This window comes from Mesorhizobium sp. M0184 (assembly GCF_040322215.1).
Lineage (GTDB): Bacteria > Pseudomonadota > Alphaproteobacteria > Rhizobiales > Rhizobiaceae > Mesorhizobium.
Window position 1 is genome coordinate 61,899 of the sequence record NZ_JAMYSZ010000030.1, and the last position, 14,369, is coordinate 76,267.

16 protein-coding genes and 1 tRNA gene are annotated in these 14,369 nt (G+C 58.9%); 10 read left to right on the top strand and 7 right to left on the bottom strand.

Annotated elements, in window-relative coordinates:
• The first annotated feature begins 41 nt into the window (after nt 1-41).
• The 7 genes from mepA to NKJ23_RS27645 all read left to right on the top strand — a co-directional run bounded on the left by mepA (nt 42) and on the right by NKJ23_RS27645 (nt 7,725).
• Nucleotides 42-1,133 (top strand): penicillin-insensitive murein endopeptidase, encoded by a 1,092-nt coding sequence (gene mepA / locus NKJ23_RS27615; protein WP_502902575.1) that lies wholly within the window; start codon nt 42-44, stop codon nt 1,131-1,133.
• Between the two features lie 121 nt (nt 1,134-1,254).
• Complete coding sequence (locus tag NKJ23_RS27620; RefSeq protein ID WP_352683719.1) at nt 1,255-2,280, top strand: glucokinase; 1,026 nt, start codon at nt 1,255-1,257, stop codon at nt 2,278-2,280.
• A 119-nt stretch (nt 2,281-2,399) separates the two neighbouring features.
• On the top strand, nt 2,400-4,259 hold the full coding sequence (locus NKJ23_RS27625) for an ABC transporter ATP-binding protein (protein ID WP_352683721.1): 1,860 nt from the start codon (nt 2,400-2,402) through the stop codon (nt 4,257-4,259).
• Complete coding sequence (dapB, locus tag NKJ23_RS27630; protein WP_352683723.1) at nt 4,256-5,089, top strand: 4-hydroxy-tetrahydrodipicolinate reductase; 834 nt, start codon at nt 4,256-4,258, stop codon at nt 5,087-5,089. The genes NKJ23_RS27625 and dapB overlap by 4 nt, the downstream gene beginning before the upstream one ends.
• A 76-nt stretch (nt 5,090-5,165) precedes the next feature.
• On the top strand, nt 5,166-5,786 hold the full coding sequence (locus tag NKJ23_RS27635) for a 2,3-bisphosphoglycerate-dependent phosphoglycerate mutase (RefSeq protein WP_352683725.1): 621 nt from the start codon (nt 5,166-5,168) through the stop codon (nt 5,784-5,786).
• A 73-nt stretch (nt 5,787-5,859) separates the two neighbouring features.
• Nucleotides 5,860-5,944, top strand: a tRNA-Leu gene (locus tag NKJ23_RS27640).
• A gap of 101 nt (nt 5,945-6,045) precedes the next feature.
• Nucleotides 6,046-7,725: a DUF6538 domain-containing protein gene (locus NKJ23_RS27645; protein ID WP_352683727.1), complete on the top strand. Its 1,680-nt coding sequence runs from the start codon at nt 6,046-6,048 to the stop codon at nt 7,723-7,725.
• Nucleotides 7,726-8,054: 329 nt separating this feature from the next.
• Here NKJ23_RS27645 and NKJ23_RS27650 read toward each other — a convergent pair whose 3' ends face one another.
• Entirely contained in the window at nt 8,055-8,918 is an 864-nt protein-coding gene (locus NKJ23_RS27650; protein ID WP_352683729.1) for a DUF3800 domain-containing protein, read from the bottom strand.
• A 399-nt stretch (nt 8,919-9,317) separates the two neighbouring features.
• Here NKJ23_RS27650 and NKJ23_RS27655 point away from each other — a divergent pair, with 399 nt between their 5' ends.
• Together NKJ23_RS27655 and NKJ23_RS27660 are read left to right on the top strand one after the other, a co-directional pair.
• Nucleotides 9,318-9,539, top strand: a complete 222-nt coding sequence (locus NKJ23_RS27655) for a hypothetical protein (RefSeq protein WP_352683731.1) — start codon at nt 9,318-9,320, stop codon at nt 9,537-9,539.
• A 66-nt stretch (nt 9,540-9,605) separates the two neighbouring features.
• Entirely contained in the window at nt 9,606-10,238 is a 633-nt protein-coding gene (locus tag NKJ23_RS27660) for a hypothetical protein (protein WP_352683732.1), read from the top strand.
• 168 nt (nt 10,239-10,406) lie between these two features.
• Here the strand turns inward: NKJ23_RS27660 and NKJ23_RS27665 are convergent, their stop codons facing one another.
• The 6 genes from NKJ23_RS27665 to NKJ23_RS27690 all read right to left on the bottom strand — a co-directional run bounded on the left by NKJ23_RS27665 (nt 10,407) and on the right by NKJ23_RS27690 (nt 13,622).
• Nucleotides 10,407-10,793 (bottom strand): hypothetical protein, encoded by a 387-nt coding sequence (locus tag NKJ23_RS27665; protein ID WP_352683734.1) that lies wholly within the window; start codon nt 10,791-10,793, stop codon nt 10,407-10,409.
• Nucleotides 10,794-11,208: 415 nt separating this feature from the next.
• A complete protein-coding gene (locus tag NKJ23_RS27670) occupies nt 11,209-11,688 on the bottom strand; it encodes a hypothetical protein (RefSeq protein WP_352683735.1) in 480 nt (159 codons plus the stop codon).
• An 11-nt stretch (nt 11,689-11,699) separates the two neighbouring features.
• Nucleotides 11,700-11,870 carry a hypothetical protein gene (locus NKJ23_RS27675; RefSeq protein WP_352683737.1) on the bottom strand — a complete coding sequence of 57 codons (171 nt, stop codon included), beginning with the start codon at nt 11,868-11,870 and terminating at the stop codon, nt 11,700-11,702.
• Nucleotides 11,857-12,036: a ribbon-helix-helix protein, CopG family gene (locus tag NKJ23_RS27680; RefSeq protein ID WP_352683748.1), complete on the bottom strand. Its 180-nt coding sequence runs from the start codon at nt 12,034-12,036 to the stop codon at nt 11,857-11,859. Before NKJ23_RS27680 ends, NKJ23_RS27675 begins: the two co-directional genes overlap by 14 nt.
• 2 nt (nt 12,037-12,038) lie before the next feature.
• Nucleotides 12,039-12,245: a hypothetical protein gene (locus NKJ23_RS27685; protein ID WP_352683739.1), complete on the bottom strand. Its 207-nt coding sequence runs from the start codon at nt 12,243-12,245 to the stop codon at nt 12,039-12,041.
• 792 nt (nt 12,246-13,037) lie between these two features.
• Nucleotides 13,038-13,622 carry a recombinase family protein gene (locus NKJ23_RS27690; protein ID WP_352683741.1) on the bottom strand — a complete coding sequence of 195 codons (585 nt, stop codon included), beginning with the start codon at nt 13,620-13,622 and terminating at the stop codon, nt 13,038-13,040.
• A gap of 374 nt (nt 13,623-13,996) precedes the next feature.
• Between NKJ23_RS27690 and NKJ23_RS27695 the strand changes: the two genes are divergently transcribed.
• Nucleotides 13,997-14,248: a Y4lK-related protein gene (locus NKJ23_RS27695; RefSeq protein ID WP_352683743.1), complete on the top strand. Its 252-nt coding sequence runs from the start codon at nt 13,997-13,999 to the stop codon at nt 14,246-14,248.
• Nucleotides 14,249-14,369: the final 121 nt, after the last annotated feature.

Sequence of the window (14,369 nt, forward strand, 5' to 3'; positions counted from 1 at the left end):
GGGCGTGGTATGATGCGGTTCAAATCGCGGAGGGGTCCAGCTTGGGGAAGACGTTAAAGCGAGCCTTGCCCGGCAAAACACTGCTGCTGACGGCAGCTCTGGCCGTCGCCGGCCTGACGCTTGCAGCGCAGACGGCGAGCGCCGAGCAACGGGCAAAAGACCTGTTTGGCGCCAAAAAGCTGCCGGCACTCGCAGCAGCGCAATCGATCGGCTTCTACTCCAAAGGCTGTTTTTCCGGCGGCGTCGCCCTGCCCATGGACGGCCGGCACTGGGAGGTGATGCGGCCGTCGCGCAACCGCCGCTGGGGTCATCCCGCAATGATCGCGCTGATCGAGAAATTGTCGCGCGACGCTGCCGCCGACGGCTGGCCGGGCCTATTGATCGGCGACATTTCGCAGCCGCGCGGCGGGCCGATGCTGACCGGCCATGCCTCCCACCAGATCGGCCTCGACGCCGACATCTGGCTGACGCCGATGCCCGACCGCAAGCTCTCGGCCGAAGAGCGCGAAAACATCAGCGCTACCTTGATGGTCGATGAAAAAACTCACTTGGTGAAGGACGGCGTGTGGACGCCGATGCATACGCAGCTGTTGAAGCGCGCCGCGAGCTATCCCGAAGTCGAGCGCATCCTGGTCAATCCAGGGATCAAGAAGAAGCTCTGCGACACGGTCAAAGGCGACCGCGGCTGGTTGCGCAAGGTCAGGCCGTTCTGGGGCCACGACTACCACTTCCACATTCGCATCGGCTGCCAGGCTGGATCACCCGACTGCAAGGCGCAGGAAGCGACGGCGCCGGGCGATGGCTGCGACCAGGCGCTGGCCTGGTGGTTCACCGAGGGGCCGTGGCGCCCCAACAAGAACCCGGACAAGCCGAAGGCACGCGACGTGATGACGATGGCGAACCTGCCCAGACAATGCCAGTTCGTGCTCGACGCGCCGGCTCCGGCCTCGGCCGAAGCAGTCACCTACTATGGCGACGGCGTACCGATCGCGGCAGGACCCGCTCTCGCGGCAGAACCTTCGCCGCCGCCGACGGTCGCAGCCGGCGCGGCAGCGCTTCCGGCCTCGGCGAACGCCTTTGTGGCGACCCCCGAGATCGGCATTCCGCTGCCGCGGCCACGACCGGGGCACTGATGCGGGCAGCGTGTTTGCTGTCTGCATCCGTGCATCTCCACTTCGAAAACCGATTTCCCTTTTTGCGGTCATGCGCTAGTCAACGAGAGAACGGCGATACGCGTCGGGAACGGACGAGAGCATGCCAGGCGTAAGCGACGACGACACTCTGTTGCGATTTCCGATCCTGATCGGCGACATAGGCGGCACCAATGCACGCTTCTCCATCGTGCTCGACGCGAATTCCGAGGCCGGCGAGCCGACGATCGTCCAGACCGCCACCTTCAATACGATAGACGAGGCGATCCAGTCGGCCGTGCTCGACCGCTCGTCGGTCCGGCCGAATTCAGCTGTGCTGGCGGTAGCCGGTCCTGTCGAAAGCGACGAGATCCCGCTTACCAATTGTCCATGGATCGTCAAGCCGAGACAGATGTTCGCCAGTCTCGGTCTCAGCGACGTCGTGGTGCTCAACGATTTCGAGGCGCAGGCGCTGGCTGTCGTCGCGCTCGGCGAAGAGCACATGGAAAAGATCGGCGGCGACGAGCCGGAACCGAATTCCGGGAGGGTGGTGCTCGGCCCGGGAACCGGGCTCGGTGTCGCCGGGCTGGTTTATGCGCTGCATCACTGGATACCGGTACCCGGCGAGGGCGGCCATATGGATATCGGGCCGCGCTCGCCGCGCGATTTCCAGGTGTTTCCGCATATCGAGAAGCTCGAGGGCCGCATCTCCGGCGAACAGATCCTGTCCGGGCGCGGCCTGGTCAATGCCTACCGGGCGGTGGCCAAGGCGGACGGCAAGCCGTCGCCCTTTACAACGCCTGCCGAGGTCACCGCCGCGGCGCTGGCAAAGAACGATCCGGTGGCCGAAGAGGCGCTGTCGATCTTCGTCACTTGCCTGGGGCGCACCGCCGGCGATCTCGCTCTAGTGTTCATGAGCCGCGGCGGCGTGTTTCTCACCGGCGGCATCGCGCAAAAAATCCTGCCGGCACTGCGCACCGGCAATTTCCGCGCCGCCTTCGAGGACAAGGCGCCGCACAGCGCCCTGATGCGCAGCATGCCGGTCTATGTCATCACCCATCCGCTGGCGGCGCTTTTAGGGCTGGCCGCCTATGCGAGAAATCCGTCGCTGTTCGGCGTGCAGACGGCGGGGCGGCGCTGGCGGGTCTAAGACACAAGCTGCGCCGCGACGAAGTTTCGCCGTCCCCGGCCATAGGCAAGCCGCCATTGGAGCGTTAAGAGGTTGCCGAATTGCAGCCCGGCCGGACCGAAACCACAAAGCGCTCCAACTTGACACTTCCAGCACCAACCAAAGGGAAAGTCCGTCCCAGCGAGATCGTGGCGGTGATCCACCGCATCATCGCCGAGAACAGCCGCGATTATCGCTGGTACTATGCTCTTGCCGTGCTTTGCCTGGTGACGATCGCGGCGACAACCGCCTTCACAGCCTGGATCATGAAGGATGTCATCGATCAGATCTTCTACCAACAGCGCGGCGATCTTATCGCGCTGATCAGCGTGTCGATCCTGGCCGCCTTCATGCTGCGCGGGCTGGCCAGCTACGGCCAGGCAGTGACGCTGGCCAAGATCGGCAACAATCTGGTGGCGCGCTATCAACGCCGCATCTTCGACCACCTGATGAAGCTCGGCGTCAGCTTCTTCAACGACACCCGCTCGGGCCGGCTCGCCGCGCAGATCAACGAGAACGTCAACGGCATCCGCGATCTCCTGTCGATGACGCTGACATCGCTGGCGCGCGATGCGGTATCGCTTGTCGCGCTAGTCGGCGTCATGATCTGGCAGGACCCGATGCTCTCGGCGATGTCGCTGCTGATCGGCCCGCCCTTGATCTACAGTGTGACCTATCTGATGCGCCGGGTGCGTCGCATCACCCGTGAATCGGTGCAGATCAACTCGCGGCTGATCGGCGCCATGCAGGAAGCGACGCAAGGCATCGCTATCGTCAAGGCCTTCACCTTGGAAGACGAGCTGTCGCGCCGCATCGGCGGCCTCGTCGCCGGCGCCGAGCAGCGGGCAAACAAGATCGCCCGCGTCTCGGAACGGCTGACGCCGATCTCCGAAATACTGGCCGGCTTCGCCGTCGCCGGTGTCATCGCCTATTCCGGCTACCGGGCGACCGTCGGCGGCCAGCCGCCGGGCGCGGTGTTTGCCTTCATCACCGCCCTGCTGCTTGCCTATGATCCGGCCAGGCGGCTGGCGCGCATGCAGGTCGGTATGGAAAAGTCGCTGGTCAATGCGCGCATGATCTACGAGCTTCTCGACCTCGAGCCGCAGCAAGGTGACGTGCCGGCAGCCGCCGAGGCGAAATTCACCTCTGGCGAAGTGCGCTTCAACGACGTGTCCTTCCGCTATGTCGAAGAGGCGCCGGTCCTGCAGGACCTGAGCTTTGTCGCCGCCGCCGGCAAGGTGACCGCCATCGTCGGCGCCTCGGGCGCCGGCAAGACGACGCTGGTTGCGCTGCTGCAGCGCTTCCACGACGTCGAGTCGGGCAGCATCGAAATCGATGGCCAGGACATTTCAAAGGTCACAAAGCATTCGTTGCGCGGCTCGATCGCCTATGTATCGCAGCAGCCCTATCTGTTCGAAGGCACCATCCGCGACAACATCCGCTACGGCAGGCTGAGCGCCACCGACGCAGAGATTGAACGCGCCGCCCAACAGGCCGCGGCACACGATTTCATTCGCCAGCAGCCGCAAGGCTACGACACGCCCGTCGGCGAGAACGGCGTGACGCTGTCGGGTGGTCAGCGCCAACGCGTATCGATTGCACGCGCTATCGTTCGGCAGGCGCCGATCCTGCTGCTCGATGAAGCGACCTCGGCGCTCGACAACGAGGCCGAGGCCCGCGTCCAGGAAGCGCTGACCCATGTCATGGAAGGGCGCACGACGATTGTCATCGCGCACCGGCTGTCAACGGTGGTCAATGCCGACCATATCATCGTGCTGGAGCAGGGCCGGCTGGTCGAACAGGGCACGCATGCCTCGCTGATGGCTGACCCGCACAGCGTCTATGCCCGGTTCCACCGGGTGCAAGGCAGGAAGGGGCTGGGGCTTGTCGACGACGGCAAGCCAATCCAGACTGCGGCGCAAAATGTCCGCGCGAAAAAGGCGACCGGGAGACTTTCATGAGCGACAAGCCGACCGTCAGTGAAATGGGCCTGGTGGTGGTCGGTGCGGCCGGCCGCATGGGCCAGGCGCTGATCCGCGCCATCCACACGATACCGGGCGCCCGCGTCGCCGGCGCCATCGAGCGGGCCGGTTCGCCCCATCTCGGCAGGGATGCCGGCGAGCTGGCCGGCGTCGGCAGGCTCGAGGTGGCGATCGGCGACGATCCGCTGCCGGCCTTCGCCAAGGCCGACGGCGTGCTCGATTTCACCACGCCGGCGGCGACCGTCGAATTCGCCGGCTACGCGGCGCAGGCGCGCATCGCCCATATCATCGGCACCACCGGCTGCTCGGCTGAAGACAATGCCAGGATCGCGGCGGCGGCGCGGCACGCGACGGTGGTCAAGTCAGGCAATATGAGCCTCGGCGTCAATCTGCTGGCGGTGCTGGTTGAGCAGGCGGCGCGCGCGCTCGATGCCGACGATTTCGACATCGAGATCCTGGAAATGCACCACCGGCACAAGGTCGATGCGCCGTCGGGCACGGCGCTGCTGCTCGGCGAGGCCGCCGCTGCCGGGCGCGGCGTAGCACTTGCCGGCAACGATGTTCGCGTGCGCGACGGCCATACCGGCGTGCGCAAGGCAGGCTCGATCGGTTTCGCCAGCTTGCGTGGCGGCTCGGTGGTCGGCGACCACAGTGTGGTGCTGGCCGGTACCGGCGAGCGCATCACGCTTGCCCATCATGCCGAGGACCGGGCGATCTTTGCCCGCGGCGCGGTCAAGGCAGCCCTGTGGGCGCGCGGCCGCAAGCCGGGCCTCTATTCGATGCGGGATGTGCTCGGCCTGACAAGCTAATCCACAGACTTGGCTGATCCACAGACTTGGCTGATCCACAAGATTTGGCTGATCCACAAGATTTGAAGGAGCAAATATGTCGAGAACTCTCGTGCTCGTGCGCCACGGCCAGAGCGAATGGAACCTGAAGAACCTATTTACCGGCTGGCGCGACGTCGACCTGACCGAACTGGGCCATGCCGAAGCCAAGGCGGCCGGCGCCAAGCTCAGGGCGCGCGGCATGAAGTTCGACATCGCCTTCACGTCGTCGCTGATCCGGGCGCAGAAGACCTGCCAGCATATTCTCGACGCCGTTGGCCAGAGCGATCTCGAGACCATTCGCGACCAGGCGCTGAACGAGCGCGACTATGGCGATCTCTCCGGCCTCAACAAGGATGATGCGCGCAAGAAATGGGGCGAGGAGCAGGTGCATGTCTGGCGCCGCTCCTATGACGTGCCGCCGCCCGGCGGTGAAAGCCTGAAGGACACCGGCGCGCGCGTCTGGCCCTATTACCTGCACGATCTGCAACCGCATGTGCTGCGCGACGGCACCGTGCTGGTGGCGGCGCACGGCAATTCGCTGCGCGCGCTGATCATGGCGCTGGACGGCAAATCGGGCGAGGAGATCGTCAAGCTCGAGCTCGGCACCGGTGTGCCGATCATCTACACGCTCAACGCCGATTCCACGGTGGCGTCGAAGGAAGTGCTGGAGCATTGAGCCGGAGAAGGAACGCGGCTTTCAAAAAAGCGCGTTGACACTCATCCCTCGCCCGCTTAATGAGCGCGCACCAGCCCAGATGGCGGAATTGGTAGACGCGCACGGTTCAGGTCCGTGTTCCGCAAGGAGTGGAGGTTCGAGTCCTCTTCTGGGCACCATCAACCCCTTAAGTGATTGATATCACTCTAAGGGTCCGGTTCTAAAGGGTTTTCTGTCTCGACTCGGGTACAAACTCGGGTACATTCAAGGGATGGAAGACATGAACGCGCCAACCGGTCTCATCAAAATCAAAGGTCGATATTACGCCCAAGTTCGGGTGCCACTGGACATCGTGGAGTCCTACGGCCGGAAGCAGCACAAGGAGTCCCTCAAGACTGGGGACTACACCGAAGCGTGTCGGCAACTTCACGCCAAGGTCGCCTCGATCAAGCAGAAGTTCGATGACCATCGGGCAACGCTCAAGACGAAGGCTGTTGCCGAAGCTCCCATGCCTGCACTTACTCCGCAGTCCTTCGCCGATCTCGGCAGGCAATACGGTCGCGAGATTGCAGAACGCGAACTGACTGTTCGCGCCGATCTGTACGAGGCAGCAATAGCCGAGCCGAAAGAGTTCTGGCGCAGCGCATCGCAGAAGTTTTCTGAGTCCGATCAATTCAATTATTTCGACAAGCTGATGGCTGAAGGCGATCTCGATAGGGTCGTCGGCTATATAATTCGCAAGCGGTCGGAAGATCGCATCGCCGATCTTAAGCGCATGGTCGACACCGGCGACATGGGTGATCTTCTGGCGCTTGCATTGGAGCGTCAGCCCGGCCTCGATCGCAGGGCTCATGTGGCGCTTGCGTTGACGCTGGCGCGTTCCGAGATAGCGGCCCTGCAAAACAGTCTGTCCGGTGATCTGGAGGGACACAGGACTGCGCCAGCGCTGACCCAGACATCTGCATCCATCCCTGCCTCAACCACTCCTGCACTGCCTCCAATCTCGCTGGACGCCCTCTTCGACAAATGGAAGGCGGAAACCAAACCGAGCGCCAGCACCCTATCGACATGGCGCGGCATCATTAGATCGTTAAAGGCTGCTTTCCCTGAGAAGGCCGACGATGCCGGCTCAATCACGACGGAGGACATGATCAAGTGGAAGGACCATCTGGTCGTAACCGGAAAGACCGCGAAGACAATCAATGCCAGCTATCTCGCCTGTGTCCGAACGATCTACGCCTACGGCGTGAACAACAAGCTTGTGGCGGTCAATCCCGGCCTCGGCGTCAAGTCGGCGGGTAGTAGGAAGGCGGGCACAGGCAGGCTGCCGTACAACAATGATGAAGTCGCAAGGCTGCTGGAACTGGCGAGGGGCGAAACCAGTCCTGCAAAGCGCTGGTTGCCATGGCTGGCTGCGCAAACGGGATCGCGGATCAGCGAGGTCGCGCAGCTACAGGGCAGCTATGTCATGGAACAGGACGGTATCCATTATCTGGACATCAAGCCCGCCCCGGACGCAGGCAGCATCAAGGAAGAGATTTCGGAACGAACGGTTCCTATCCATCCACAGTTGATTGCAGACGGCTTTCTAAACTTCGTGAAGGGCAAAGGCGATGGGCCGCTGTTCTACAGGCGGTCGTCTGGCGATCCGGATAAAAAACACGCGTCCAAAGGTGTCTCAAATCACCTAGGCGCTTGGATACGCGAGAACGGTTTCACAGACCCTCGCAAGGCTCCAAACCATGCCCTGCGGCATTGGTTCAAAACCGAAGCGTCGCGAGTTGGAATCGACTCCCGCGATGTGGACAAATTGCAGGGCCACGCACCGCGAAATGAGGCGGACAAATACTATCACCCCGATCTGTCGATGAAGTTGGCGGCGCTTAAGAAAATCAAGCTGCCACCTGTGAAGAAGGTGGATGAGACAGGGTTGGATTCAGACGAACAGCCAACCGACTGACGACATGATGAGGATCGCCATGAGGGCAAGCAGGAAGGACCTGCCCGACCATCCGGTTCAGGGGTGTAGTCATCGCGATATTCCAGCCGCCTGTTCGCGTTGATATGAGCGCCGTCGAAAAAAGTGAGTCTGCTCAATGGGTTATGCCAAATGTCAGTAAGCTTTTGATTCGGTTTGCTTTTTTCGCTCCTTCGGATTAGTATCTTTGTCGGCGGGGTACGCCGGAGTACCCTCGGGCGGTATCATAGATGCCGCAGTCGGACGGACGGTCGCCCACTGGATGGTGGCCTACAAGCCCCCGATGGCAACGAGGCCGGGACCCGCCGCTTTCATATAAAATAGCCGTAGAATCGAAACACCTTCTTTTGGGCGTCTGTGAGATTCAGAGACCAGTTTCGCCACGGTAGAAGCGTCACGCCAAAATTTGAATAGCCGAATTTGTTCGAGGCAATTCGGGGTTTCAGCGCCTCGGCATATTCTGTATTCCAGCGTTTGGTGCCGGCGTTTGCCGCTTGAAAGAAAGAGCTGGCCACCACGTCCGCGATTTGGCAACCAGCACTCTTATTGTGGTCTATAACCTCAATCAGTCGATGATCGAGGACCCGGAAGTCTGGCACTCTGGCCGTCTGATAAATACGGCCCGTTTCGGACTGCTTAGCCAGCAAATGAGTGTAGGTTTCAACGTGACGGTATGAGTGTCCGCCGCGCCGGGAGAACACCAACTTGACGTGCTTCGGCTCTCCGGTTTCCAAGATGGACCTAGCCGCGCACCACTCGCTTAGCCGTTCAAGCACAACGCGGATGCAATAATTGTAAAACCAATTGTTCGGGTGCAGTGAAACCGCTTCGGCATGCGGGTTGCGGTATTTTCGCATGTTCTTCTTGTTAGAGACGACGACGAACATGCGGCAGTCCGAAGCCGCCAATGCATCGCATACCGGCTTCTTTTTGTGTTCGACAAGGTCACGAAAGTGAAGGTCAGGGCTTTGCGTTGAGTAGATCGAGGCCTTGATCGAGCGAATGAGATCTACCAGGTTCGGCTCATTGGTCGCGCGAACCACAGCGCACCCTACGGAAAACCATTCGCTGGCTCCGTTAGGATCGATGGGTGTCACAGTCTTTATTCCCGGGTCCCCAGCCTCATCGAAATAGGCTATAAAGTAGGGCTGCGGTAGATCATCCCCCGAGGTCATAAGACAATCCAATCTGCCAAAGCTGAAAAGAGTCAACGCGAAAAATTCGAGGAAGCCGCCCGCGAGCTTAGACCGACCTGTCAGAGGAAGCCTTTGACCGCGTGTTGAAGAAGCTGGCGGCGAAAACGTATTCAACAAACGCGAAAGCGCACGACGACGACAAAGCGACCAAAGCCAGAAAGCCGCGTTAACCGGCGCATACGATCATAACCCCATTATCGGTTTTAACCGACGCCGACTTGACAATTGCATCTTTAACTGACGTTAAGTGTTGCCTACGTATGTTGGCGGAACGTGTGAGCGTGTACAGCGCCATAACGTTGTCACACTGCAACGATATGAACGCATGCACGTTAGCGGACACACATGGCGACCATTTTGAATGAAAGGAGGGAAGTCATGCACGAAGAAACCAAGCGTTTCAAAGAACGCTTTCAAGCTTCCTTCGACCAGGGGCTTGAGAACGTAAAGTTTTTCGTATTGGACAAAGGCAAGGTAAGTTTTGCCGATCTGATCAAGGACGTGAACACAATAAACGACACAATAGCGGCAGGCGGATTTCGGGCTATCAACGCCTTAGACGGCGATTGCGAAACTCGTAGGTTTGACGCAGCGTTCTAAATTGACTATTCGTCAAGTAAGTAAAAAGGGGCCGAATCGGCTCCTTTTTTTTACGCGGGGTTTTAAGTGGCGGACATTTTCGGTGTTCTCTTACCATCATTGCTGACAGACTACCGGAATGCACACGGCTTGGTTGACGTGCCCATCAAGGCTGATCTCTTGCGCCCCCTCATTGAGCAGCGAGGGGTTGTGGATCGCATCCTTTGGGAAGAGTTCGACTATGATAGCCAAACTGTTTTAGCCAAGGTGGAGTTCTATCGCGGCCATCTAGGGGTGTACGCAGGCAAGGGCGACTATGCGCGAGTTCAATATAATTCAAGCCTGAATTTCTGCTGGCAGAGGTTCGTGCTTGTTAAGGAGATGTGCCACTGTCTTATCGACGACACGGCGGCAAGCCGAGTCGTCGATATGGAAAACCTGATGAAGCTCGGGCAAATGCTTGTGGCGCCAACCTACGCTTCGTTGGAAGATTTCCCTCCGCATGTATCTGAACACATGGCTGAGATCGTCGCCGTAGAGACGCTTTTCCCAATCGAACTACGAAGCCATCATAAAGCTGCTTACGATGATGGCACGGTGACCGACTACCAACTCGCACTTCGCTACCGGATTCCCGAGCAGTATGTGCGCTTTGCAATGCTCAAAGGCTACTATGAAACCATCTACAGCCTCCGAGCGAGTAATCTTGTTGATCTCTGAAAGGTCGCGCGGCCATTCCCCTTCGGCTGGGTACCGCCAGAATGGACTTTTATCCCCAGAAACCCCATAGATGGAACATTAGCAGAACGTGATCGCTTGTTGCCGCAAGGGAATCCCACAAGGCATAGTATCTGCCATGCTCCCTCCGTGAGGGGCAAGAGCGGTGAATTACCCCGCGCGACTCCCTGCCGCCCAGCGGCAGCGGTGACGCGGCGGAGGACCAACTGTGTCAGGTACTTTCTCTTTCCACTCGTGGATCATGATATAGCTGTCAGGCCGGACCAGCCACCGATCGCTTTCTCCTTCGATGAGGAGCTTACCCCGGCCCTCGGGGTCATATGCCGACGCATCGGCATCGTTGCCGACCTCGACAAATGCACTGCCTTTGAGTGCCCTGACGTTGATGATATGGCCGCCCATATTCCACGACGGCAGTTCGACCGGCTGTAATGTCGAAGCGGTGATGTGAATGGCCGGTGCGATCGTGTGGCGAAGAACGCCACGGTCGTTTGCGGTCAACCAGTTTTCGATTCTAATCCGAATGCGATCGGCCATAGCCTGCTCCCGTGCGCCCGGAATCGGCGCGGATTCGTTGGTTACTGTCGGGAGTGAGGCGCACCGCGCCGGAGGCTTATGGCTGAGGACTCGGCCACCTTGCCGGGAGGGGGAACGGCAAGGTGGCCGGAACCTCGAAGTCTATGCCTAAGCTTCGAGGATCGGTTGATTAGGTGCCCGGCCAACAGCGAAAGTGTCTGCTCTCGGAATGGCCAGCCGGGCTCCTCGAAAACGGATAGCGCGCTTTCGAGGGATTTCGGTGCGGCGACTGGCGAAAGGACCCCACCAGCCGCCGCCGTGTAGGTCTCGCCGGCGGGGTGTCCAGCGAAACACACGTTCTCTTTGTTTTACTTCTTGGTTCCGCTTCGTCGGGGAAGGAAACTCGATCGGTTTCGGTCGATGATCCTGCACCGACTTAGCGCTTCCGCCAGACATACGGTGCAAGGTTAATCTTCGCTTCCTCAATTGACAGTAGCCGCCCTGCACCGTCACCAATCCGAGCGCCACGCTGGACGATTTCCAGCGCGCGAGCGAGGGTGAGCCGGCGCTCTGGTGAGAGGTCCTTGATAAGCGAGTGATCGAGAACACTTTGTGCATTAACGACGACCGGTGCTTCCGGCATCGGCTTGGTCTCGACGGCTTCGGTCGGTTCCACGATTTTCGGCATGAACGTGCCGAGCCAATCAAGGTTTTCGCGGTCAGACTTTGTCATTTCGGACAATGCACGATCGCCCAAATACTCCCGCTGAAGAGCACTCATTTCGACAACGGGCTCTGGATCGACGGCGGGCGTATCGCGGTTGGCGAATTCCAGTTTGATATCGGGATTCGCTGACGAAAGAGTCTGTTCAGTGAGTCCGTGAAGCTGGAGCAGTTCGGCCTGTTTGGAGTTCATAGTATGAGCCCTTATCTCGTTTTGGTTTTCAAGTTATCGCGGGCGAGCTTTTCTAGAATCGCCCGTCTTATCCATTCCTGCCTTTCAAGAGCGGCGGCGCGCGCGGCTTCATCGGTGCGAGCTAGAATGTGCTCATGCAGGGCGATAAATACTCGGCGGATTTCATAATCATGCGGGTCCATTGTCGTGGACCCCCTGTTCCGATCGAGTGAGGTACTGATCGAGGGCGGCTCTCAAAAGATCACCTCTGTCAAGATTGTCGCGGGCGCATGCTCGATCAATTCGCCAATCCATCGCCTCAGGAATGAAGATTCCAATGCGCTGGAAATCATTTCTCGGGCGGGTCATGGTCAGCAAGGCCCTTCGTTGGCTTCCACGGCCCTCTCTATTGCCGTGACGCGCTCTACCTTGGCCTGCAAGAGGGCGAGAGCGATCCTAACCACGTGCGCGCGACCAAGCCCGGTGACCGCGGCTTGGCGGTTGACGAACTTTAACTGCGAGTTCGTGATGGACACCACAAATCTATTGTGGCTGACGCCTTCTTTGCCGATAGTCATACGAAAGACTCCACTTTGCCGCCGCTTGTAATAACGTCCCGCTGGACAATAAGACGCAGTGCAGCTGTGAATGGCACGAGGTCTCTCAGCGCCAGCGCGTCAATGTAGTCAACCAAATGATCCGGGAGCGTGATGCTCTTACTGATGCTGCCGTTTGGGCGCATAGAATTTTTGCACGTAGCCAATGTGGTTCTCATAATTGGGGGATCGAGACGGCAGCGGCTACCAGCCGGCGACGTGCATTACCAATGCAAGTCGAATGTCCGAGTGTGCTAATAGTACAGAGAACAATACGGTCTGTCAAGAAAAGCTTGACAGCGGCCCAAAAATAATGGGTGGTGCCTCAGATATATGGGAATGGTGGTGCGATTAACCAAGCTGTTCTCTGCATGACTCGTGCATTAGCTCTCTGCACTCAACCTTTTATTGGCCAGTCTCTAATGACATGCCGCTGGTCAGGGAGTTGATATCTAGAAGGTCTTTTAAGTATTTATGTTGAGTGCAGAAGGGTTGAGTGAAGACTAAACTCATACAGAACCCGAATTTAGTACCAACAAGCTCACTAGGGCGACCTAATTACAGGCGGTGATACCGTATGGTCGGGTCCCTCCTCGCATTCTGAGAGATTAATGCTTCAAAATATCGAGGCAATAGAAGACGCCCGCGCCACCCATGTCTGGACGCGCGTTGAGGTGTTTGACGCTCTTCACTCAACCTTTTCGAACCACAAGCCGGACAGCAAAAGGCCCGGACGATTGCCGGGCCTTGTCGTGGATGGTGATGACGTGATGGCTATGCGGCCTTTGCCTCTGCCTCGCCTGTCTGCTTGGCAATGATCTTCTGCACCGTGGCCTTGGAGAACCCGATCTCTTTGGCAATGGCGCGGATCGATACGTTGTCAGCCCTCAGAGCCGCCACACGGGCCTCTGTGGCATCGTCCAGCCGCTTTGGCCGTCCGCCCGTGATGCCTTTGGCGCGCGCCTTGGCGATGCCCTCCATCTGCCGTTCTTTCCGTAGCTCGGTCTCAAAGGTCGCGATGCTGGCAAGGATGGAGAAGACCAAGCGTCCGGTGCGTGTGGTGGTGTCAAGGCTGGGATCGTCCAGCACCTTGAAGGCTACACCCTTCCGCTCCAGTTCGTCCGCGATCCTGTGCAGATGCAGCGTCGAGCGCGCCAGTCTATCGAGCTTCGTGATGATAAGGGTATCACCATCACGTACGTATTCGAGGCAGCGCGCCAGTTCCGGCCGATCATCGTCCAGACCGGAGAGCTTCTCTTTGAATATCTTGGTCGCGCCTGCGGCTGTCAGTCGGTCCACCTGCGTCTGGTAGTCCTGCGATCGGCTTGAGACTCTGCAATAACCAACCAGTTCACCCATACCCGTACCCTTCTGTCTAAGACATTTATAGACAGACCTTAGTGTACGCGAAGGGTACGGTCAATCGGAATGTGCCATTAAAGTAAACATTTGTGGACGCTCTGGAGGGCGGAGTTCCGGGGTTTTAGAGGGTGGTTGAGTGCAGAATGCGAGGTGCCCAGATCGATTGGCCGTTTACCTAACCAATCAGGGTAAATCCCGCGCTGTGATCTATTTACCACATGTGGTATATATGATACACCTATAACCACTTGGTTATGGGTAGTCGCCCGCCCGCGATCGACGCAACCAGTTTCCGGGTCGAATTTTTTATGTCAATTTTTTATCGGGGCGCGCGATTTGGAGGGTGGGTGAGGATGAGGACGAATAGGACTATGCAGGAAAAAGACATTCCCGCCTTTGTGCAATCCGTTGTCGATCTTGGTTGCAACATCTGCGCAGTCGGCCATTTTGGATATGTGTTTGGCGATGCTGATCTGCCGCCAGCACAATGCGAGGCCATCCAACCACAGTTGCGGTTGATTGACGAAACCTACGGCAAACGCGACCACCTCATGGCAGAGATAATCGCATACCTGCGATCGATCGGGCGCTACATCGAGGTGCCGGTAGTCCCAGCGAACTAGGTGACGACCTTAGCCGGGCCTGTCGAGTTCCAGTGAACGTAAGCGCGAATTTCCCCGCACCTTTTGCTGTTGAGTGCTCTGATGCATGAGGTGTCCACCAAAATAGGTGGACACCTTGTGA

Bases quoted from the DNA above. Each gene is read 5' to 3' on its own strand.
- NKJ23_RS27620 (WP_352683719.1), top strand. From the start codon at position 1,255: ATGCCAGGCGTAAGCGACGACGACACTCTGTTGCGATTTCCGATCCTG.
- dapB (WP_352683723.1), top strand. From the start codon at position 4,256: ATGAGCGACAAGCCGACCGTCAGTGAAATGGGCCTGGTGGTGGTCGGT.
- NKJ23_RS27635 (WP_352683725.1), top strand. From the start codon at position 5,166: ATGTCGAGAACTCTCGTGCTCGTGCGCCACGGCCAGAGCGAATGGAAC.
- NKJ23_RS27645 (WP_352683727.1), top strand. From the start codon at position 6,046: ATGAACGCGCCAACCGGTCTCATCAAAATCAAAGGTCGATATTACGCC.
- NKJ23_RS27650 (WP_352683729.1), bottom strand. From the start codon at position 8,918: ATGACCTCGGGGGATGATCTACCGCAGCCCTACTTTATAGCCTATTTC.
- NKJ23_RS27655 (WP_352683731.1), top strand. From the start codon at position 9,318: ATGCACGAAGAAACCAAGCGTTTCAAAGAACGCTTTCAAGCTTCCTTC.
- NKJ23_RS27665 (WP_352683734.1), bottom strand. From the start codon at position 10,793: ATGGCCGATCGCATTCGGATTAGAATCGAAAACTGGTTGACCGCAAAC.
- NKJ23_RS27670 (WP_352683735.1), bottom strand. From the start codon at position 11,688: ATGAACTCCAAACAGGCCGAACTGCTCCAGCTTCACGGACTCACTGAA.
- NKJ23_RS27675 (WP_352683737.1), bottom strand. From the start codon at position 11,870: ATGGACCCGCATGATTATGAAATCCGCCGAGTATTTATCGCCCTGCAT.
- NKJ23_RS27680 (WP_352683748.1), bottom strand. From the start codon at position 12,036: ATGACCCGCCCGAGAAATGATTTCCAGCGCATTGGAATCTTCATTCCT.
- NKJ23_RS27685 (WP_352683739.1), bottom strand. From the start codon at position 12,245: ATGACTATCGGCAAAGAAGGCGTCAGCCACAATAGATTTGTGGTGTCC.
- NKJ23_RS27690 (WP_352683741.1), bottom strand. From the start codon at position 13,622: ATGGGTGAACTGGTTGGTTATTGCAGAGTCTCAAGCCGATCGCAGGAC.
- NKJ23_RS27695 (WP_352683743.1), top strand. From the start codon at position 13,997: ATGCAGGAAAAAGACATTCCCGCCTTTGTGCAATCCGTTGTCGATCTT.